This is a genomic window from Afipia sp. GAS231 (assembly GCF_900103365.1).
Taxonomy (GTDB): domain Bacteria; phylum Pseudomonadota; class Alphaproteobacteria; order Rhizobiales; family Xanthobacteraceae; genus Bradyrhizobium.
The window spans coordinates 4,343,099-4,361,918 of record NZ_LT629703.1; the positions used below are offsets into that span (position 1 = coordinate 4,343,099).

Genomic DNA, 18,820 nt, shown 5'->3' on the forward strand with positions numbered 1-18,820 from the left:
ATGATCGCTGTGCCCTCGCTCCATGATAACTTCCTCGTTTCGTACGAGGTGAATTGTGAGGCACGTCAGATCAAGCTCCGCGCAACGCGCGACCCAAGGATCCCGGGAAACGAACTCCAGCGAGATCGCACTATCGTTTTCAATGGCGTAGAGGGATACCAGTTCGAGAACGACGCATTCGGAAACATCATTTTCTCATTACAGAGAATTCCTGTTGGGCAACTCATCGTTGAACGTGGGGGTCAGATCGCCGAGTCTTATCGTATGACGGGCGCCCCAGCTTGGGCGGCTGATCTCGGTTCTGCGGCGCAAGCACTCGCGGTAATGGGAATGCAGGCCTTCGATTTAAACGCGTCGTACGGCCTTTCCGGCTGGATTCTCGCCAAGGAAGTTTTGGTCGAGCAAGAATAGTCCGCGTGCGGGTCTACGCCGCCTTCGCCTGCACCGTGTCGCAGAACTCGGCGAGGCGATCGGCGAGCCGCAACGTCGCCGGGCTGGCGTCGGGCGAGGCCACCAGCGCCACTTCGGTCTTGTCGATCGGCGCAAAACCATCCTTGGCCGTCAGCATGCGATGATCGGCCTGGATGGCGATGTCGGACAGGATGCTCAAGCCCAATCCAGCGGCGACCGCGGCCTGAATGCCGGCGAGGCCCGACGAGGTATAGGCCATGTGCCAGGATCGTCCCGCGCTTTCGAGCGCGTGGATCGCGCGCGAGCGGTAGAGGCAGCCGGCGGGAAAGCCGATCAGGGGCACCGAGCCGGTTTTGCTGTCGATCGGATGCGTCTTGCTGGTGACCCAGTGGACCTTCTCGGGCCACACCGCGATGCCGCCCTTCTCGCCGGCGTCGCGCTTGAGCAGCGCGAGATCGAGGTCGCCGCGTTCGATGTCGCGCCGCAGATAGGTGCTCTGGTCGGCACGCACATCGAGCCGCAGGCCCGGTCGCGACCGCGAGAATGTCGCCAGCAATTTGGCGAGGCGGTAGGCGGCAAAGTCCTCGGGGATGCCGAGCTTCACCGCGCCTTCGCTGCCCGGACGCGCCATCACATCGCGGGCCTCTTCGGCGAGCGCCAGCAGCCGCCGTGCGTAGGACAACAGCCGCTCGCCGGCTTCCGTCGGCGTCACGTCCTTGCCGCTACGATTGAGCAGGGGTTGGCCGACATCGTCTTCCAGCCGCTTGATCTGCTGGCTGACGGTCGACTGGGTGCGATGGACGCGCTCGCCGGCGCGGGTGAAACCGCCGGCATCGACCACCGAGACGAAACTGCGCAGCAGCTCCAGATCGAGCATACATGCTCCATTTATAAATCCACTGATTATCAGTTTATCATTTAATTTCCAAATATCAAGGTCGAGGCCTACCTGATGGGAAAGGAGACTTTCCATGTCGCTCGCCCCCTCGGTCGCGGTTCCCCGCACCGGCTTCAATCCGCTGCCGCTCTATATTGCGCTGTTCTGCCTGCTCTGGAGCTTTGCTTTCGTCGCCGGCAAGATCGGCGTCACCGATTGCCCGCCGCTGATCCTGCTGACGGCGCGCTTTTCGCTGGCGGGGATTGTGATCCTTGGAATCACGGCATTGCGCGGCGAAGCCTGGTCATCCCTCACATGGCGCGATGCCGCGGTGTTCGCCGTTCTCGGCGTCGCCAACAACGCGCTCTATCTCGGGCTCGGTTACACCGGGCTCAAGACGGTGTCGGCCGGTCTCGGCGGCCTCATCGTCAGCGCCAATCCGGTGTTTACCGCAGCACTTGCGGCGCTGTTTCTCGGCGAGGCGTTGAACTGGCGCAAGGTGACGGGGCTTGTGCTCGGCATCACCGGCGTCGGCTTCATCGTCTGGCACCGCATGTCCGTCGGCACGGACAGCCTGCACGGCATCCTGTTCACGCTGGCCTCGCTGGCCTCGATCGTGGTCGGCACCATCCTGTTCAAGGTGCTGGCGCCGAAGGGCAGCCTCTGGGTCGGCAATGGCGTGCAGAACCTCGCCGCCGGCATCGTGCTGCTGCCGATCGCGTTCACGTTCGCCGATGTCGGCGATATCGTGCCGAGCGCGCGGCTGCTCGGCGCCTTCGCGTTCCTGGTGTTCGGCGGATCGATCCTGGCTTATCTGCTGTGGTTTCACCTGCTGAAGGTCTGCGGCGCCACCGCCGCCAGCGCCTATCACTTCCTGATGCCGCCGCTCGGCATGCTGTTCGCGTTTCTCGTGCTTGGCGAACACGTCGAATTCCGCGACCTGCTCGGGATCGTTCCGGTCGCGCTCGGCATCTATCTGGTGACCCGTCCCGCGGCTGCGGTCGCCCGATCCTCGTAACAAGAGTCACCGCGCACTCAGCCTGTTTGATCGAGCGCATTGCCTTGCGTGCCTGGGGTCCCTAAGGCAGGTTCCTATGACTGGAACCGAACCTTGTCCGGTTCGTTGTCGCGGCGGCTGGAATCGGGCATGTCAGATCACAAACATTCAAATTCAAAGCACCACGACAAGAAGACCGGCCATGACAAGCCGGCACCGAAGGCCGAGGCCAACAAGGACAAGGTCAAGGAGCCGTTCAGCGTCCGCTATTTTCTGAAAGCGCTCGGTCCCGGGCTGATCACCGGCGCCTCCGACGACGATCCGTCGGGGATCGGCACCTACAGCCAGGCCGGCGCGCAACTCGGTTACGGCATCGGCTGGACCATGCTGCTGACCTTCCCGCTGATGGCCGCGATCCAGGAAATTTCCGCGCGGGTCGGCCGCGTCACCGGTCATGGCATTTCAGGCAATGTGTGCCGGCACTACTCGCCGTGGCTGCTCAACGTGGTGGTGGCGCTGTTGTTCATCGCCAATACGGTCAACATCGCGGCCGATCTCGGCGCCATGGCGGACGCCACCAAGCTATTGATCGGCGGGCCCGGCATGATCTACGTGCTGTTCTATGGCGTCACCTCGGTCGTGGCGCAGATCTTTCTCGACTACAAGCGCTACGTGTCGGTGCTGAAATGGCTGACGCTGAGCCTGTTCGCCTATGTCGCAGCGCTCGCCTTTGCGCATGTGTCGTGGGGTGAGGCGTTGACCGGCGTGCTGGTGCCGCGCCTGACCTGGAGCGCGGATTACTTCACCACCATCGTGGCGATCTTCGGCACCACGATCTCGCCCTACCTGTTTTTCTGGCAGGCCTCGCAGGAAGCCGAGGACCAGCGCGTCGACGTCACCAAGCAGCCGCTGATCGACAAGCACTACGGCGCGCAAAAGGAGTTCCATCGCATCCGTGCCGATACCATCGTCGGCATGGCATTCTCCAACCTGATCGCGCTGGCGATCATCATCACCGCCGCGGCGACGCTGCATGCGGCGGGGAAGACCGACATCCAGACCTCGGCGCAGGCGGCGGAAGCCTTGCGCCCGATCGCCGGCCAATTCGCCGAAGTGATCTTTGCGCTCGGCATCGTCGGCACCGGTCTGCTGGCGATCCCGGTGCTCGGCGGCGCCACCGCCTATGCGGTGGGCGAGGGACGGCGATGGCCGGTCGGGCTCGCGCGCAAGCCCAAGGAAGCGATCGCGTTCTATTCCGTGCTGGCGCTGTCGGCCGCGATCGGCATCGCGCTCAATTTCACCAAAATCGATCCGATCCAGGCGCTGTACTGGAGCGCGGTCGTCAACGGCGTGCTCGCCGTTCCCGTCATGGTGTTGCTGATGATCATGGCGCGGCAGCAGAATGTGATGGGAAAGTTCGTCATCCGCGGCCCGCTCTATTGGCTAGGCTGGCTATCGACCGCGGCGATGTTGTTGAGCGTGCTGGCGATGGGCGTCGGGATGTTTGTCGGCGGCAAGTAGGCTGCACCCGCCAACCTCATCCTGAGGAGCGCGCTCTTGCGCGCGTCTCGAAGGATGGGCCACGAGCTCATGGTTCGAGACGGCGCGTTGCGCCTCCTCACCATGAGGAGCTGACTCAATCCTTCCGGAACACGATCGAGGCCATCCAGCCCGTCATCAGCGCCATGAAGGCGGTGATGAGGCCGTAGACCAGGCCGTTCTGGCGCGCGGTGGTGGCGACGAACTGTTCGAAGCCGACTTTGACGATTTCGAACGCGGTTTCGGTCTTGGTCACCAGCGCGCCGTCGGCGAACAGCTTGATCTCGACGTCATAGGTGCCGATCGGCACTTCCGCCGGCAGCGGAATCCCGGTGCGAAACAGCGTCGGCGTCAGGAACGTCACCGCCGAGGTCGCCTCGCGATAGAGCCCGTGCTCGGAACGCAGCCGCACGAAGGCGCTGCGGAAGGCGTCGTTCGGCACCACGTCGGCATAGTCGGGCCCGACGCGCTGGGTCAACAGCACGTTGTTCAGCCCGAGCTGCTGCCGCCGCTGCACTTCCGGCGAAGCGATGGTGTCGAACGGCCGGTTGGAAAACAGCGCGAGATAGCTCGGCACTTTCAGGAACTGGCGGGAGTCGGTGTTGATCCAGATGCCGAACTTGCGTTCCTTGCGGCGCGTCACCATGTCGGCGCGCGGGCCGGCCACCGTCACCACCAGATCGTAATTGTTGCGGCTGGCCGGCGTGGAAGCGTCCTTCTCGACCGAGCCGAACAGCACCAGCTCCTCACCGGAATAATTCGGCGTCACCGTCACGCGGTGGTTCGACACCGACACGATCAGCCGCTCGGCCTCTGCGGGCGACGCCGCGAGCGCCGCACCGAGCAAACAGGCGGCAGGCGTGAGCAGGGCGCGCGCGATCATCCGGCGCCTCCGGTTTCCCGGATCGTGAACAGGTCTTCGGGCCGGATCACCAGTTCGATGGCGAAGCGGACGCCGACGGCAAGCACCAGGAGGCCGAGCAGCAGCCGCAGATGTTCACCACGTATTTTCTGGCCCGCCCGCGCGCCGAACTGCGCGCCGGTGACGCCGCCGATCATCAGGATCAGCGCCAGCACGGCGTCGACCAGATGATTGGTGACCGCGTGCAGCATGGTGGCGAACACCATGGTGACCAGCGTCAGTACCATCGAGGTGCCGATCACGGTCGAGGTCGGCACCCGCAGCACATAGATCATCAGCGGCACCAGGATGAAGCCGCCGCCGATGCCCATGACGGCGCCGATGAAGCCGATGATCAGGCCGATGACGATGACGGGGATGATTGACAGATAGATCTTGGAGCGCTTGAAGCGCACCTTCAGCGGCAATCCGTGAATCCAGCCATGGCTGCCCGGACGCCGGATCGTGGCCGCGCCGCCGCGGCGGGTCCGCAACAGCGCGCGCAGGCCTTCCCAGAACATCAGCCCGCCGACGGTGGTCAGCAGGATCACGTAGGACATCGCGATCATCAGATCGAGCTGGCCGAGCGAACGCAGCAGCGTGAAGGTCCAGACGCCAAGTGCCGTCCCGATCGTGCCGCCGCTTAACAGCACGGCTGCCAGCAGTGGATCGATGGCGCGCCGTCGCCAGTAGGACAACGCGCCGGAAAACGACGACGCTGCGATGTGGCTGGCGACAGAGGCGACCGCGACCGCAGGCGCGATGCCGACGAAGATCAACAGCGGCGTCATCAGGAAGCCGCCGCCGATGCCGAACATGCCGGAGACGAAACCAACCGCCGCGCCCATCGCCAGGATGAGGAAGACATTGACCGGAATGTCGGCGATCGGAAGGTAGAGCTGCACGCGCGTCCGCTTTTTGTCGTTCTGCCGCTGGCCTCGCGGAGGCCGCTCACGGCATGGTTGTGGTGGTGCCGGCAGTGGCATCCGGCAGGCCGCGCGATTCGCGTGCGCGGAGCCGGTTACCGCGGCCTTTGCATAACCGAATTCGACGGCAGGATGGACTAAAGAATGCGCTCGCAGGCAATTTTTTGCCTTCGGCTTTGACGCATTTTTCCGCTGTGGTGAACAGGTGCGGTTAACGGGCCGCGAACGCGCCTGATCGCCCCGGGCCTGTGGGCCTTAGGGCTTACTGAGCGGTTCGGTGATGAGGTTCATCGCCAGCGCGTCCTTGGGCGCGAGCCAGCGGATCTCCCGGGTTTCGGACATCGCTTCGACGACGGATGAGGCGACCCCCATTTTGGTCATGTAGCCGAGCACGGCGCCTTGAATCCGCTGGGTGTCGGCGACGGGATCGCTCACCGGTCTGGAGGTCACAAACCGGTGGACGCCGAGCGCCGAGCCCAGCACCCCGAAGCGGGGCTTGCCGCCCGCATAGACCAGCACGCAGGCGCTGGCGCAATAAGCCGGTTTGACGCGGCCGGAGGCGTCGGCGGTGCCGACCGCCGTCGCCAGGGCGCGCGATCGAATGATCTCGCCCATGATCACGGCCTGACTCAGATCGCCGCCGGGCGACGACAGCAATACCAGGTCGCCGGCGGCGAGGCCGGCTTCGTCGAGCCGCTGACGGAACAGGGTTGCTGCGGCCGGGCCGATCGTCCCACTGACCGCAAGCGTCCGCCGGCCCTGATCGGCGTTGCCGAGATAGGCTTTGGCGACCAGCGAGGCCGTCAGGCTCGGTGAGATGTACTGGTCTTTCCAGTAGTCCCAGGCATCGGGCCGCGACAGGTCGCGATAGGCGCGAATGCCAATGCCGGAAGCGACCAGGACAAACACGGCAACCGACCAGAAACGGGGCCTGAAGCCCGGTGCTTTGACGGAAGCCGCCGGAGGCGGAGCGGCCGGCATGCGCGGCGCTGCGACAGAAGGCCCTGTCGGCGACCTTCGGAAGCGATCCGCACCGTCCTGATTATCGTCCGCAGACAATCGACCCTCGTCACAAAGCCAATGGGACCTGAACTCATCAGGTCCAATATACGACGTTATGGCCGAGGATGTGGCGGCAATGCCAGCGGCATTGCCGGTGGCGTTATCGCGGCGTGACCGCCGCGCGCTTGGTTACCACCGGCTTGGCCGCGGGCTTGGTCGCATTGGCCGTCGCCGGCGCCGAGTCCCAGCCGCCTTGCGGGGCCGCGACATTGACGGCGTCGTCGGGCTGCGGCTCCGGCGTAAAGGTCTGGATCGCGAGCTTGGCCGCCGCCAGCGACTGGGCGTCGAGGCGCTTGGCGATGTCGTCGCGCTTGCGGCTGGAATCCGCATCGCCCTGGGCTGCGGCGAGGCTGAACCATTTGAAGGATTCGGCGAGGTTCTGTTCGACGCCGATGCCGCGGGCATAGAGAATGCCGAGGTTGAACTGGCTGTCGGCGACGCCGCGATCGGCCGCCTTGCGGAACCATTGCGACGCGCTCTTGTAGTTGGCGCCCTTGCCGCCGCCGTCGGCGTCGAGCACCGCGAGGTTATGCATCGCCTTGGCGTTGCCGCGTTCGGCGGCCTGCAGGTAATAACGTCGCGCGATATCGACGTCCTTTTTCACGCTCAGGCCCTTCTCGTAGAAGGTGCCGAGCCGGAAGATCGCGGGCACCACGCCGGCCTGCGCCGCGCGGTCGTACCATTTGGCGGCTTCGTCGAGATTCGCAGCAATGCCCTTGCCCTCGGCAAAGCGCACGCCGACCTCGTAGGCCGCGGTCGGATCGCCCTTCAGAGCGGCGGCGCGCAGCACCGGACCGCCGATGGCGTCGGGCAGCCGCTCGCTCGGCGGCACCTGCACCATCGAGAATTTGCCTGATGAAGTCCCCTGCACGGTGGGGATCGCACCGGTGACGTCGCCGGCCGGCGCCGGGGCCGCAGCCGCCGCCGGGGCCAGAGAGGACTGCGCCTGCGGCGGGATCACGACACGCGCGCTGTCCAGCGTGTTCGGCGCGGACATGTTGTTCGATTGCCGGTCGGCCGGGGTCGGCGACATCAGCGAGGGCGCTGATGGCGCCGGCATCGCGGGCTTGGCGCCGCTCTCCGCCGGAGCGGGTGGCGGTGCGGCAGATTCGGTCGAATTTTCGATTCCCGGCATCGGCGTGCTGCTGCCGGTGTCGAGCAGTGTCATCGCCATCTTGAAAGTACCGAGCACGATCACGACCACGCTGACGCCGACCAGCAGCGAGCGGACCCGGGAGGTCATGTTGGACGGCGTTGTGTCGCCGGGCTGCGCGATCTTCGCCCCGACCTTGATCTTGCTGTCGCCACCCTTGTCTTTGGCGGCGGCCTTGGCAGCGGCGCGAGCGGCCTTCTCATTGGCAGGAGCGGCGGCAGCAGCCTGCGCGGCGCGGCGCGCGGCGGCGATGAAGCTCGATGAACTGACGGGTTCTTTCGGTCCGGCCGCGATCTCGTTGATCACGCTTTCGGAAGCGGCGATTCGCTCCGACGGCGAAGACATCCGCGCGGCCGGCCGGGTGCCCGGCTCGAGCGGGTGATCCGGCGGCAGATCCGGCGCGATCGCCGCGCGCGGCGGTGCCGCGTGCGGTTCGAGGATTTCGCTGATCGCGCGCGGCGTCGGCGGCGCTACCGGCTGGGCGGCATGGAATTCGCGCGGGGCGGCGGCGAAGGTTTCCTGCATGGAAGCGGGATTCGGCAATTCCGGCTTCGGCTGCGGCGCCAGCGCCTGCGTATAGGGCATCGGCGCAGAAGTTTGCGGCGGCATTGCCGCGCGCGAGGCTTCCTCGCGCATGGTGACGGCTGGAGCGGACGACGCCATCGGCTGGGCCGCGATCGGCGCGGCGCGAACCGCGCGCAAGTCGCCCTCGATCGTCGCCAGCCGATCGACCACATGGCCGAGCGTGTTGTGAACCGTCTCCAGAGAGTCCTGGGTGCGGCGGTCGGTTTCCGACTGGCTGTAGCGGATGTCGGACAATTCGCGTTTGACGGCGTCGACGATGTCGGAGTCCATCGCTGCCGGCCCGCCGCCGCTGCGGCTGGTGTCGGCGAGCGAGACCAGATTGGCGTGCTGGCGTTCGAGCGAGCGCTGGATGTCCAGCAGCCCTTCCTCGACCCGTCCGAGATCGAGCGACGGCGCGGCGCCGCGGTCGGTCGAAGCTTCCAGCCGTTCCAAGAGATAGGATACGCGCTGTTCGAGATGGGCAAACGCCGACGCATTGTCGTTACCGACAGGTATGCGGTCGAGGCGTTCGGTCAGGGAGCGCAGCGCGCCTTCGACAAATTCCGAAGGCTCAGTGGCCGCGGGGCGTTCGCGGCTTTCCAGCGACGAGGTCAGCGAGGCAAGGCGCTGCTCGAGGATGGCAAAGGAATCGCCGTTGCCATCGGCGCGGGCGAGCTGGTCGACCTTGGCCGACAGCGAATGCACGTCCTCGGAAAGCCGCGCCAGCGCGTCATTGGAGGCCACATTGGAGACGATCGAGCGAAGCGCCGATATCGCGTCTTCGAGCTGGCGAACGGTCGATGGGTCGTCGTTGGAGCGCAGGATCAGGTCGAGCTTGGCGCCGAGGCTGCGGATCGCGTCGTCGTAGCCGGTGAGCTGCTCGGCCGGCGTCAGCTTGCTCAGCGCACCATGGATTTCGGCGAGCGCGCGCTCGATGCCGACAAGGATCTGGCCGTCGGTGCCACTCTGGCGGCTGTCGTCGATGCGGCGCGACAGGGAGCGGATTTCGTTCTCGATCGAATCGATGGCCCGGCGCGGCATCGCTTCGGTGATGGCTTGGCGGATTTCGGCGAGTTCGCCGCGGAAGGCCGCGATCGATGCTTCGATGTGATCGGAGGGGCGCAGCGACTCGATCTGGCTCGTGATCTTGAGCAGATGACGTTCCAGCGAGGAGAAGTCCGGGCCGGCGACTGCTGCGGGCGCGATCGGCGGCGCGCTGCGCGGCGGCAACGGCTGCGGCGAACCGTCGAGTTCGTTCTGTCGCGCCGCGATCTCGGCGATCGCGGCGTCAAACGAGACCGGGCTTAGCGGCGGCGAGGGACGATAGACCTGGGCTGCGGCCCGCTCGACCATCGCGGCCTGGGCCTCACGGTTCGGCGATGGGACTTGAGACGAGGTTTGGCGTGAAGCACCTGCGCTCGTGATCTGAGACAGCCGGGCGTCGAGGCGGGAAATGGCGTCGTTGAGCTGACGGGCCACCGTCGGCTCGGCCGGCATGGCTTCGCCACGCGGCGCTTCGCTGCGCGGTGCGGGCTTTGAAATCTGTTCGATCTGCCGGGTGATGGAATCCAGCCGCTGATGGATGTCGGCGACATCGCGGCTTTCCCGGCTCGGCATCGCCGGGCCTTGATCGTGGGAGTCACGGGAAGGGGCCCCGACGGGTTCGCCGACGGTGGAATTGAGCCATTCGCTGAGCGACATGCCGGCGCGGCGCGCGGCTGCCTCGGCCCTTTCGCGAACCGAGGGATCGATGCCGTCAACACTCCACGATACGCGCGAATTCATGCTCAGGTCCGGTTCCGACTCCGGCGCTATACTTGCGCCATCAGCCTCCCCGCGCGTCCCCACCAAGAGACAATCGAATTCCGCGCAGGTCGTCTGCCTCAGATCCTGACTTTTTCGCGTTACGGTAAATAACGGGTTAAGGATTGGGGCCGCCGGTCAGTAAAGTTGCCCGGCCGAGAGCTAAGCGGCCAGTCTAGCCGTTGTTTTCGCGCTGGCCGCCGTCGATCGGGACGACATTGGCCCCGTGGCTGAGGGCGGAGAGCATGTCGAGCGCCTCTTCGCACCAGTCGGCGACATTGCGCTCGTGGCGAAGGCCCATCCGCAGCAGCAGCAGCTTGCCCAGGTCGGCCGGCGGCGCGACGCCGTGAGGAAAGCGCTTGTTGAGGATCCGCTCATAGCGGGAGCAGCGGTCGCGGTGGTGTTCCAGCCGCGCCATCAGGTCGTCGCGCAGCGGATCGATATCGATGCTGTCGAGCGCGTAAAGCCGCACCAAGAGGTCGTCCTTGATCGAGGACGGGCTGCTCGGCCGGGCGGCCCAGTGCCGGAGCGCAGCACGGCCCTCGGGTGTAAGGGTATAGACCAGCTTGTTGGGCTTGCCGGACTGTACCACCTCGCGGCCCTGGATATGGCCGCGGTCGCGCAGCCGCGACAGCTCGCGATAGATCTGCTGGTGGTCGGCTTTCCAGAAGAACCCGATCGACGAATCGAAGGTCTTGGCGAGCTCATAGCCCGTCATCGGATGTTCGGTCAGGCAGGCCAGGATCGCGTCGCCAAGCGCCAAGACGTCAACCCTCCTCAGCTTTTGCGGTATTTAGGTATTCCGAAGCCTTCCGGATTTCAGGAGCTGCTGTCGTTGACATTATGCATAAAGTTGCATATGCGTCAACGCGCATAAATTGAGGCGGTTTGCGTGTCGCGCTCAAGCACGTCATCGCCCGCACAGGAGACATGATGACCATGACCGCACTCGACAAGTGGTACGGCTACATGAAGTCCCATGACACCGCTGTCTTGTGGGAGCTGCTGCATCCCGACGCGGTATTCGAAAGTCCCGTGGTCCACACGCCGCAACGCGGCCGTGACATCACCTTCAAGTATCTGGCGAGCGCCGAGAAGGTGCTCGGCGGCCCGGGCTTCAAATATGTCGGGGAATGGCGCAACGACACCGGCGCGGTGCTCGAATTCGAAAACGAGATCGAAGGCATCAAGATCAACGGCGTCGATATCATCACCTTCAGCGCCGACGACCGCATCGTTCATTTCAAGGTGATGGTGCGTCCGCTCAAGGGAATGAATTTGCTGCATCGCCTGATGGGCGAGCAACTGGCCCAGGCGACCAAGGCGTGAGGCCAATGCCCGGCGCCGCCATGACGCGTCGAACGACTCGATATTTGCTGCTTCGCTCACTCCCTGCGGCGTCCGGAACCGGATAAGGTCCGAATCCGGAACGCCGCAAAACTCCGCTTCCAGTTCAGCTTTCACCAAACGCAGTCCGCACTCATTCCGCCCCCTGCCGGGAGAACGCCATGCCGACCTACAAAGCCCCCGTGGAAGACGTCACCTTCCTGCTCAATGACGTGTTCCAGATCGATCGCTACGACAACCTGCCCGGTTTTACCGATGCCTCCGCCGACGTGCGCGAAGCCATCATCGGCGAGGCGGCCAAGTTGAGCGAAGAGGTGCTGCAACCGCTCAATCGCAGCGGCGATCTCGAAGGCTGCGTCCGCCACGACGACGGCAGCGTCACCACGCCAAAGGGTTTCAAGGAAGCCTTCAAGCAGGTCGCCGAAGGCGGCTGGCTCGGGCTGTCGGCGCCGGCGGAATATGGCGGGCAGGGGTTGCCGGTGACGCTGAGCCAGGTCGTTACCGAATTCCAGAGCGCGGCCAACATGGCGTTTTCGATGTATGGCGGCCTGACCATGGGCGCGACCGCAGCGCTGATGGTGCACGGCAGGCCGGAACAGAAGAAGATGTTCGTGCCGAAGATGGTGGCGGGCGAATGGACCGGCACCATGAACCTGACCGAGCCGCAATGCGGCACGGATCTCGGTCTGTTGCGCACCAAGGCCGTCAAGCAGGCCGACGGCAGTTACAAGATCACGGGCACCAAGATCTTCATCTCCGCCGGCGAGCACGATCTCGCCGACAACATCATCCATCTGGTGCTGGCGCGCATCGAAGGCGCTCCAGCCGGCATCAAGGGCGTGTCGCTGTTCGTGGTGCCCAAGATTCTGGTCAATGCCGACGGCTCGCTCGGTGCCCGCAACGGCGTCTCCTGCGGTTCGATCGAGCACAAGATGGGCATTCACGGCAATTCGACCTGCGTGATGAATTACGACGGCGCCACCGGCTGGCTGATCGGCGAGGAAAACAAGGGCATGCAGGGCATGTTCGTGATGATGAACGAAGCTCGCCTCGGCGTCGCCGTCCAGGGCCTCGCGCAATCCGAAGTCGCCTATCAGAACGCCGTGAACTATGCGCGCGAGCGCCTGCAGGGCCGTTCGCTGACGGGGCCGAAGGCGCCGGACAAGCCGGCCGATCCGATCATCGTGCATCCCGACGTGCGCCGCGTGCTGCTCACCATCCGCGCCTTCAACGAGGCGGCGCGCGCCATGGTGGTGTGGACCGCGCTGAAGAGCGACGTCGCCCACCGTTCGAGCGATCCCAAGGATCGCCAGGAGGCCGACGACCATATGGGCCTGATGACCCCGGTCATGAAGGGCGTGATGACCGACGTCGGTTTCTCCAACGCGGTGATGGCGCAGCAGATGTATGGCGGCCACGGCTATATCGCCGAACACGGCATGGAGCAGTTCGTGCGCGATGCACGCATCGCCATGCTTTATGAAGGCGCCAACGGCATTCAGGCGCTCGACCTCGTCGGCCGCAAGCTGCCGCGCGACGGCGGCCGCGCCGTAATGGCGTTCTTCGGCGAAGTCGCCGCGTTTGCCAAGGAGCACGGCGCAGACGATGCCATGAAGCCGTTCGTGGCGCCGCTGTCGGCCGCGTTGGGCCACCTGCAGCAGGCCACCGGCTGGCTGATGCAGAATGCGATGGCGAAGCCCGACAACGCGGGCGCTGCCGCCACCGACTATATGCAACTGTTCGGCCTCGTCACCTTTGGCTACATGTGGGCCCGCATGGCCAAAGTGGCGCAGGACAAGATGGCAGGCTCCGGCGCCACGTCCTATCTCTCCACCAAACTGGTGACCGGCCGCTTCTTCATGGAGCGGATGTTGCCGGAAACATCCGTCCATTTGGCACGGATCCAGTCCGGGGCCGCGACCACGATGGAACTGGCGGCGGAAGCGTTCTGAGATTCTTCGTCGCGGACGAGACTCCGCGACGACTTCAGCTTATATATTATGATCCTCATATAAGGAGGGCAGCATGCCCGAGGCCTATATCTACGATCACGTTCGCACCCCGCGCGGCCGCGGCAAGGCCGATGGCTCGCTTCATGAGGTCACCGCGCTGGCGCTGGCGACGGTGCCGCTCAGGGCGTTGAAGGAACGCAACAACCTGCCCGAAGACGTCGTCGACGATGTCATCCTCGGCGTGGTCGATCCGGTCGGTGAAGCCGGCTCCGACATCGCCCGCTTTGCGGCGATGAAGGCCGGCCTCGGCGAGGCCGTTCCCGGCGTCCAGATCAGCCGCTTCTGCGCCTCCGGCCTCGACGCGGTGAATTTCGCCGCCGCCCAGATCATGGCCGGCCAGCATGAACTCGTGATCGGCGGCGGCGCCGAATCGATGAGCCGCGTCGGCATCGGCGCCTCCGGCGGCGCCTGGCCGATGGATCCCTCGATGGCGGTGCCGTCCTATTTCATGCCGCAGGGCGTCTCGGCCGATCTGATCGCGACCAAATACGGTTTCTCGCGCGACGACGTCGACGCCTATGCGGTGCAGAGCCAGCAGCGCGCGGCCAAGGCCTGGGACGAGGGCCGCTTCAATAACTCAGTGGTGCCGGTCAAGGACATCAACGGCCTGACGATTTTGGCCAAGGACGAGCACATGCGGCCGACCACGACCATGCAGTCGCTCGGCCAGTTGCAGCCGTCATTCGTGGCGATGGGCCAGATGGGCGGCTTCGACGCGGTGGCGATCCAGGCGCATCCCGAAGTCGAGCGCATCAACTACGTGCATCACGCCGGCAATTCGTCGGGCATCGTCGACGGCGCCGGTGCGGTGCTGCTCGGCAGCAAGGAGGCGGGCGCCAAGCACGGCCTGAAGGCGCGCGCGAAAATCCGCGCCTTCGCCAATATCGGTTCGGAGCCGGCGATGATGCTGACCGGCCCGGTCGACGTCACCGAAAAACTGTTCGAACGCTCCGGCATGAAGAAGTCGGACATCGACTTGTTCGAACTCAACGAGGCCTTTGCCTCGGTGGTGCTGCGCTACATGCAGGCGTTCGAGATCGATCCTTCGAAGATCAACGTCAATGGCGGCGCGATCGCGCTCGGTCATCCGCTCGGTGCCACCGGCGCCATGATCCTCGGCACCGTGCTCGACGAACTCGAACGCACCGATAAGTCGACCGCGCTGGTAACCCTGTGCATCGGCGGCGGCATGGGGACAGCTACGATCATCGAACGAGTGTAACTGCCGTAGGGTGGGTTAGGCGAAGCCGTAACCCACCATGCTGCGGCAACGAAGGCGCTGGGTTACGCTTCGCTAACCCACCCTACGAAATCACGGACAACCGCCGCGCTCGAACGGGCAGCCGGCATCGAGGGAGCAACACATGGCCTTCAAGAATTTCAAGACCGAGACCGACGCCGACGGCATCGTGCTGGTGACCTGGGACACGCCCGGCCGTTCGATGAACGTGCTGGACGAAACCTCGATCAGCGAACTCGAGGCGATCATCAAGCAGACCTCTGAGGATGCCGCCGTCAAGGGCGTCGTCATCACCTCCGGCAAGGAAGCGCTGTGCGCCGGCGCTGATTTGTCGATGATGGAGGGCATGGCCAACACCTATGCCGCGCTGCTCAAGGACAAGGGCGAGGTCGCGGCCAATCAGGTGCTGTTCGACCAGAGCCGCCGCTTCTCGCAGGTGTTTCGTTCGATCGAGACCTCAGGCAAGCCGTGGGTCGCGGCCATCAACGGCCTCGCGCTCGGCGGCGGTTTCGAGCTGACGCTGTCCTGTCACTACCGCGTCGCGGCCGACAATCCGAAGACCCGCCTCGGTCTGCCCGAAGTGAAGGTCGGGCTGTTCCCCGGCGCCGGCGGCACCCAGCGCGTGCCGCGCATCGTCTCGCCGCAGGATGCGATGCAGCTTTTGTTGAAGGGCGAAGCGATCAATCTGGCGAAAGCCAAGGCGCTCAATCTGATTCACGCCATCGTTCCTGCCGCCGAGATGATCCAGGCCGCGAAGGAGTGGATCAAGGGCGGCGGCAAGGCGGTAGCCCCCTGGGACGAGAAGGGTTTCAAGCTGCCCGGCGGGGCGGTGTTCTCCAAGGCCGGCATGATGATGTTCCCGGCCGGCAACGCCATCTACCGCCGCGAGACCTACGACAACTATCCGGCGGCGCGCGCCATCATGAGCTGCGTCTATGAAGGCCTGCAGTTGCCGATCGACGCTGCACTTCGGGTCGAGTCGCGCTACTTCACGCAAGTTTTGCGCTCGAACGAAGCCGCCGCGATGATCCGCAGCCTGTTCCTGTCGATGCAGGAACTGAACAAGGGCGCGCGGCGTCCGGCCAACGTGCCGCCGACCAAAGTGAAGAAGCTCGCCGTGATCGGCGCCGGCTTCATGGGCGCCAGCGTCGGCTACGTCTCGGCGCGCGCCGGCATCGACGTGGTGCTGATCGACCGCGACCAGGAAAGCGCCGACAAGGGCAAGGGCCACGCCAGTGCCGTGATCGACGACCTGATCAAGAAGGGCCGCGCCAAGGAAAGCGATCGCGACGCCATCCTGGGCCGCATCTCCGCGACCGCCGATTACAACGTGCTCAGGGATTGCGACCTCGTCATTGAAGCGGTGTTCGAGGATCGCAAGGTCAAGGCGGATACCTACGCCAAGGCGCAGCCGCTCTTGAAGGACGGCGCGATCTTCGCCTCCAACACCTCGACCCTGCCGATCAACTCGCTGGCGGAAGAATTCAAAGACCAGGGCAAGTTCATCGGCATCCACTTCTTCTCGCCGGTCGAGAAGATGATGCTGGTCGAGATCATCGTCGGCAAGAACACCGGTGATGCAGCGCTCGCCACCGCGCTCGATTATACCCGTGCGATCGGCAAGACGCCGATCGTGGTCAACGACAGCAGAGGCTTCTATGCCAATCGCTGTGTCGGACGTTACATCGCCGAAGGCAACGAGATGTTCCTCGAAGGCGTACCGCCGGCAATGATCGAGAACGTCGCCAAGATGGCCGGCATGCCGGTCGGCCCGCTGTCGCTGTCGGATGAGGTCGCGCTCGACCTTGGCCTCAAGGTCATCAAGGCGACCGAGGCAGATCTCGGCCCCAACGCCATCAATCCCGATCAGAAGAAGCTGATGGTGGAGCTGGTGGAGAAGCAGAACCGCCTCGGCCGCAAGAACGGCAAGGGATTCTACGACTATCCCGAAAAGGGCAAGGGTCAGAAGAGCCTGTGGCCGGGCCTGGCCGACCTGCAGCCGAAGAAGCTCGATCCCGATACGCTAAGCGTCGAGGAGTTGAAGCAGCGTTTTCTCGTCGTACAGGCGGTAGAAGCCGCGCGCACGGTGGAGGATCACGTCATCACCGACATGCGCGAGGCCGATGTCGGCTCGATCCTCGGTTTCGGCTTCGCGCCGTTCACCGGCGGCACGCTGTCCTATATCGACTTCATGGGGACGAAGAAGTTCGTCGAACTCTGCCACAAGTTAGAGGCCAAATACGGCTCGCGCTTCACGCCGCCGAAACTCTTGGTCGAGATGGCCGCCAAGGACGAGACATTCTATGGCCGCTTCCCGCCGAAGAAGGCGGCGGCGTAGCCTCCGTCGTCCCGGACAAGCGAAGCGCGATCCGGGACCCATACGCCGCGGCCTATCGGTTGGGCGCGGACGGTAGCCACCTTTCGCAATAACCACGGCCGGTGGTTATGGGTCCCCGCGCCCCGTGCGCAATTGCGCACTAGGCGGGGACGACGGGGGATGGATACGTAATGCAAAACAAAAAAAGGGCCGGATCATCGATCCGGCCCCTTTCGTATTCCGATTACAAAACCTTACGCCGCCTTCATCAGGCCTTCCTTGACGAGGGCTTCCTGCACCTTCGGGCGGGCGCCGACGCGGGCCTTGTAGGCCATCAGGTTCGACAGGCCGTCGAGATCCCACTTCATCCGCTCGGCCCAGGACAGCATCGTGAACATGTAGCCGTCGGCCACGGTAAACTGCTTGCCCATCAGATAGTCTTTCCCGGCCAGTTCGCCGTCGACATACTTGAACTTGCCCATCACGCGGTCCTTGAAGAACGCCTTGGCGTCATCGGCGAGCACCGGGCTGAACTGCGGGCCAATGTTCTTGTGCAATTCGCTGTTGATATAGGTGAGCCAGGCCTGCAGCTTGTAGCGCTCGTCGCTGTCGCGGGCGGGCGCGAGACCCTTGCCGGCCTTGTCGGCGATCATCTGGACGATGACCGGGCCTTCGGTGACGAGTTCGCCGGAGTCCAGCGCCAGCGCCGGCACCTGGCCCTTCGGGTTGATCTGCAGATAATCGTCGCCGTTTTCCAGCTTCTTGGCGCGCAGGTCGACCTTGACCAGGTCATAGGGCAGACCGGCTTCGAGCAGCGCGATGTGGGGGGAGAGCGAGCAGGCGCCGGGCGAGTAATACAATTTCATCGGATTTTCCTTCCCTCGAAATTTATGGAGTGTGGCTTTTGGGCCTGAGGCCCCGAGCCTATCAGAACCGGTGGGGTCCAAAACCGCTGTTGTGTGACGTTTTCTTTACGGGACCGGTGTTTGAAAACGTTCCGGAGTGACTAAATGCATCTGCATGAAATAGTCAAGATTGATGCAGCTGCATTTAGTGCGGTACACTGATCCGTGACAGAGACGGACTGAACGATGAAACGCAAACCTTCGACCGAGGCGACCGCCGCCTGGATCCGCCTGATGCGGGTCCAGAGCCGGGTGCTCGATGCCGTCGAGCAGGATTTGAAGAAGGCCGGCTTCCCGCCGCTGGCCTGGTATGACGCGCTGCTGGAATTGTCGCGCGCGCCGTCCGGCGAGATGCGCCCGGTCGAGCTGGAGAAGCAGATGCTGATCCCGCAATACTCGACCTCGCGGCTGATCGACCGTCTGGTTGACGAGGGGCTGGCGGCGCGGCGCGAATGCAAGATCGACAAGCGCGGCCAGTTCGTCGAGATCACCGAGGCCGGGCGCGAGCTGCAGAAGAAGATGTGGAACGCCTATTCGGCGGCGATCGAAAAATACGTCGGCTCCAAACTTTCCGATACCGATGCCGTCAAGCTGTGCGGTCTGCTCGACCGGCTCGGCTGCTCCTGCGAGGATATCAAGGCCGTGGCCGCCCGAGAGGGCGTGCCGGCGCGATGATAACCCCGAACCCTTTCGTTGCTGCGGACAACGCCGTCCGCATCCCCTTTGGCCATACGGCGCGTTCGGTCGAATCGCCCCACATCCGGAT

Annotated in this window: 15 protein-coding genes; 8 read left to right on the top strand and 7 right to left on the bottom strand. The window is 64.5% G+C overall.

Features of this window, described 5'->3' with window-relative positions; genetic code table 11:
- On the top strand, positions 1-411 hold the full coding sequence (locus tag BLS26_RS20420) for a hypothetical protein (protein WP_092514081.1): 411 nt from the start codon (positions 1-3) through the stop codon (positions 409-411).
- A 13-nt stretch (positions 412-424) separates the two neighbouring features.
- Here BLS26_RS20420 and BLS26_RS20425 read toward each other — a convergent pair whose 3' ends face one another.
- A complete protein-coding gene (locus BLS26_RS20425; protein WP_092514083.1) occupies positions 425-1,288 on the bottom strand; it encodes a LysR family transcriptional regulator in 864 nt (287 codons plus the stop codon).
- Positions 1,289-1,382: 94 nt separating this feature from the next.
- Here BLS26_RS20425 and BLS26_RS20430 point away from each other — a divergent pair, with 94 nt between their 5' ends.
- Both BLS26_RS20430 and BLS26_RS20435 read left to right on the top strand, forming a co-directional pair.
- Positions 1,383-2,306 carry a DMT family transporter gene (locus BLS26_RS20430; protein ID WP_092514085.1) on the top strand — a complete coding sequence of 308 codons (924 nt, stop codon included), beginning with the start codon at positions 1,383-1,385 and terminating at the stop codon, positions 2,304-2,306.
- Between the two features lie 129 nt (positions 2,307-2,435).
- Entirely contained in the window at positions 2,436-3,806 is a 1,371-nt protein-coding gene (locus tag BLS26_RS20435; RefSeq protein WP_092514087.1) for an NRAMP family divalent metal transporter, read from the top strand.
- Positions 3,807-3,921: 115 nt separating this feature from the next.
- Here BLS26_RS20435 and BLS26_RS20440 read toward each other — a convergent pair whose 3' ends face one another.
- From BLS26_RS20440 to BLS26_RS20460, 5 genes are all read right to left on the bottom strand, one after another.
- On the bottom strand, positions 3,922-4,707 hold the full coding sequence (locus BLS26_RS20440) for a TIGR02186 family protein (RefSeq protein ID WP_244541638.1): 786 nt from the start codon (positions 4,705-4,707) through the stop codon (positions 3,922-3,924).
- Positions 4,704-5,630, bottom strand: a complete 927-nt coding sequence (locus BLS26_RS20445; RefSeq protein WP_092514089.1) for a sulfite exporter TauE/SafE family protein — start codon at positions 5,628-5,630, stop codon at positions 4,704-4,706. The genes BLS26_RS20440 and BLS26_RS20445 overlap by 4 nt, the downstream gene beginning before the upstream one ends.
- 276 nt (positions 5,631-5,906) lie before the next feature.
- Positions 5,907-6,632 (bottom strand): hypothetical protein, encoded by a 726-nt coding sequence (locus BLS26_RS20450; RefSeq protein WP_244541639.1) that lies wholly within the window; start codon positions 6,630-6,632, stop codon positions 5,907-5,909.
- Positions 6,633-6,813: 181 nt separating this feature from the next.
- Positions 6,814-10,215 carry a tetratricopeptide repeat protein gene (locus BLS26_RS20455; protein WP_092514093.1) on the bottom strand — a complete coding sequence of 1,134 codons (3,402 nt, stop codon included), beginning with the start codon at positions 10,213-10,215 and terminating at the stop codon, positions 6,814-6,816.
- Between the two features lie 193 nt (positions 10,216-10,408).
- On the bottom strand, positions 10,409-10,996 hold the full coding sequence (locus BLS26_RS20460) for a PadR family transcriptional regulator (protein ID WP_092514095.1): 588 nt from the start codon (positions 10,994-10,996) through the stop codon (positions 10,409-10,411).
- 170 nt (positions 10,997-11,166) lie between these two features.
- Between BLS26_RS20460 and BLS26_RS20465 the strand changes: the two genes are divergently transcribed.
- The 4 genes from BLS26_RS20465 to BLS26_RS20480 all read left to right on the top strand — a co-directional run bounded on the left by BLS26_RS20465 (position 11,167) and on the right by BLS26_RS20480 (position 17,170).
- Entirely contained in the window at positions 11,167-11,562 is a 396-nt protein-coding gene (locus BLS26_RS20465; protein WP_092518318.1) for a nuclear transport factor 2 family protein, read from the top strand.
- 179 nt (positions 11,563-11,741) lie between these two features.
- Entirely contained in the window at positions 11,742-13,532 is a 1,791-nt protein-coding gene (locus BLS26_RS20470; RefSeq protein WP_092514097.1) for an acyl-CoA dehydrogenase C-terminal domain-containing protein, read from the top strand.
- Positions 13,533-13,605: 73 nt separating this feature from the next.
- The gene (locus BLS26_RS20475; RefSeq protein WP_092514099.1) at positions 13,606-14,814 is read left to right on the top strand and encodes an acetyl-CoA C-acetyltransferase; all 1,209 of its coding nucleotides are present in this window, start codon (positions 13,606-13,608) and stop codon (positions 14,812-14,814) included.
- A 142-nt stretch (positions 14,815-14,956) separates the two neighbouring features.
- Entirely contained in the window at positions 14,957-17,170 is a 2,214-nt protein-coding gene (locus BLS26_RS20480; protein WP_092514101.1) for an FAD-dependent oxidoreductase, read from the top strand.
- 233 nt (positions 17,171-17,403) lie between these two features.
- On the opposite strand, the gene gstA is transcribed toward BLS26_RS20480, so the two are convergent.
- Positions 17,404-18,015, bottom strand: coding sequence for a glutathione transferase GstA (gene gstA / locus BLS26_RS20485; RefSeq protein WP_092514103.1), 612 nt, complete (start codon positions 18,013-18,015; stop codon positions 17,404-17,406).
- A gap of 225 nt (positions 18,016-18,240) precedes the next feature.
- On the opposite strand from gstA, the gene BLS26_RS20490 reads away from it, so the two are divergent.
- On the top strand, positions 18,241-18,729 hold the full coding sequence (locus BLS26_RS20490) for a MarR family winged helix-turn-helix transcriptional regulator (RefSeq protein ID WP_092514105.1): 489 nt from the start codon (positions 18,241-18,243) through the stop codon (positions 18,727-18,729).
- The last annotated feature ends 91 nt before the right edge of the window (positions 18,730-18,820 follow it).

What these genes read in the sequence shown, in the direction of transcription:
- gstA (WP_092514103.1), bottom strand. Translation starts at nt 18,015, where the DNA reads ATGAAATTGTATTACTCGCCCGGCGCCTGCTCGCTCTCCCCCCACATC.
- BLS26_RS20470 (WP_092514097.1), top strand. Translation starts at nt 11,742, where the DNA reads ATGCCGACCTACAAAGCCCCCGTGGAAGACGTCACCTTCCTGCTCAAT.
- BLS26_RS20455 (WP_092514093.1), bottom strand. Translation starts at nt 10,215, where the DNA reads ATGAATTCGCGCGTATCGTGGAGTGTTGACGGCATCGATCCCTCGGTT.
- BLS26_RS20450 (WP_244541639.1), bottom strand. Translation starts at nt 6,632, where the DNA reads ATGCCGGCCGCTCCGCCTCCGGCGGCTTCCGTCAAAGCACCGGGCTTC.
- BLS26_RS20425 (WP_092514083.1), bottom strand. Translation starts at nt 1,288, where the DNA reads ATGCTCGATCTGGAGCTGCTGCGCAGTTTCGTCTCGGTGGTCGATGCC.
- BLS26_RS20475 (WP_092514099.1), top strand. Translation starts at nt 13,606, where the DNA reads ATGCCCGAGGCCTATATCTACGATCACGTTCGCACCCCGCGCGGCCGC.
- BLS26_RS20420 (WP_092514081.1), top strand. Translation starts at nt 1, where the DNA reads ATGATCGCTGTGCCCTCGCTCCATGATAACTTCCTCGTTTCGTACGAG.
- BLS26_RS20440 (WP_244541638.1), bottom strand. Translation starts at nt 4,707, where the DNA reads ATGATCGCGCGCGCCCTGCTCACGCCTGCCGCCTGTTTGCTCGGTGCG.
- BLS26_RS20435 (WP_092514087.1), top strand. Translation starts at nt 2,436, where the DNA reads ATGTCAGATCACAAACATTCAAATTCAAAGCACCACGACAAGAAGACC.
- BLS26_RS20490 (WP_092514105.1), top strand. Translation starts at nt 18,241, where the DNA reads ATGAAACGCAAACCTTCGACCGAGGCGACCGCCGCCTGGATCCGCCTG.
- BLS26_RS20465 (WP_092518318.1), top strand. Translation starts at nt 11,167, where the DNA reads ATGACCATGACCGCACTCGACAAGTGGTACGGCTACATGAAGTCCCAT.
- BLS26_RS20480 (WP_092514101.1), top strand. Translation starts at nt 14,957, where the DNA reads ATGGCCTTCAAGAATTTCAAGACCGAGACCGACGCCGACGGCATCGTG.
- BLS26_RS20430 (WP_092514085.1), top strand. Translation starts at nt 1,383, where the DNA reads ATGTCGCTCGCCCCCTCGGTCGCGGTTCCCCGCACCGGCTTCAATCCG.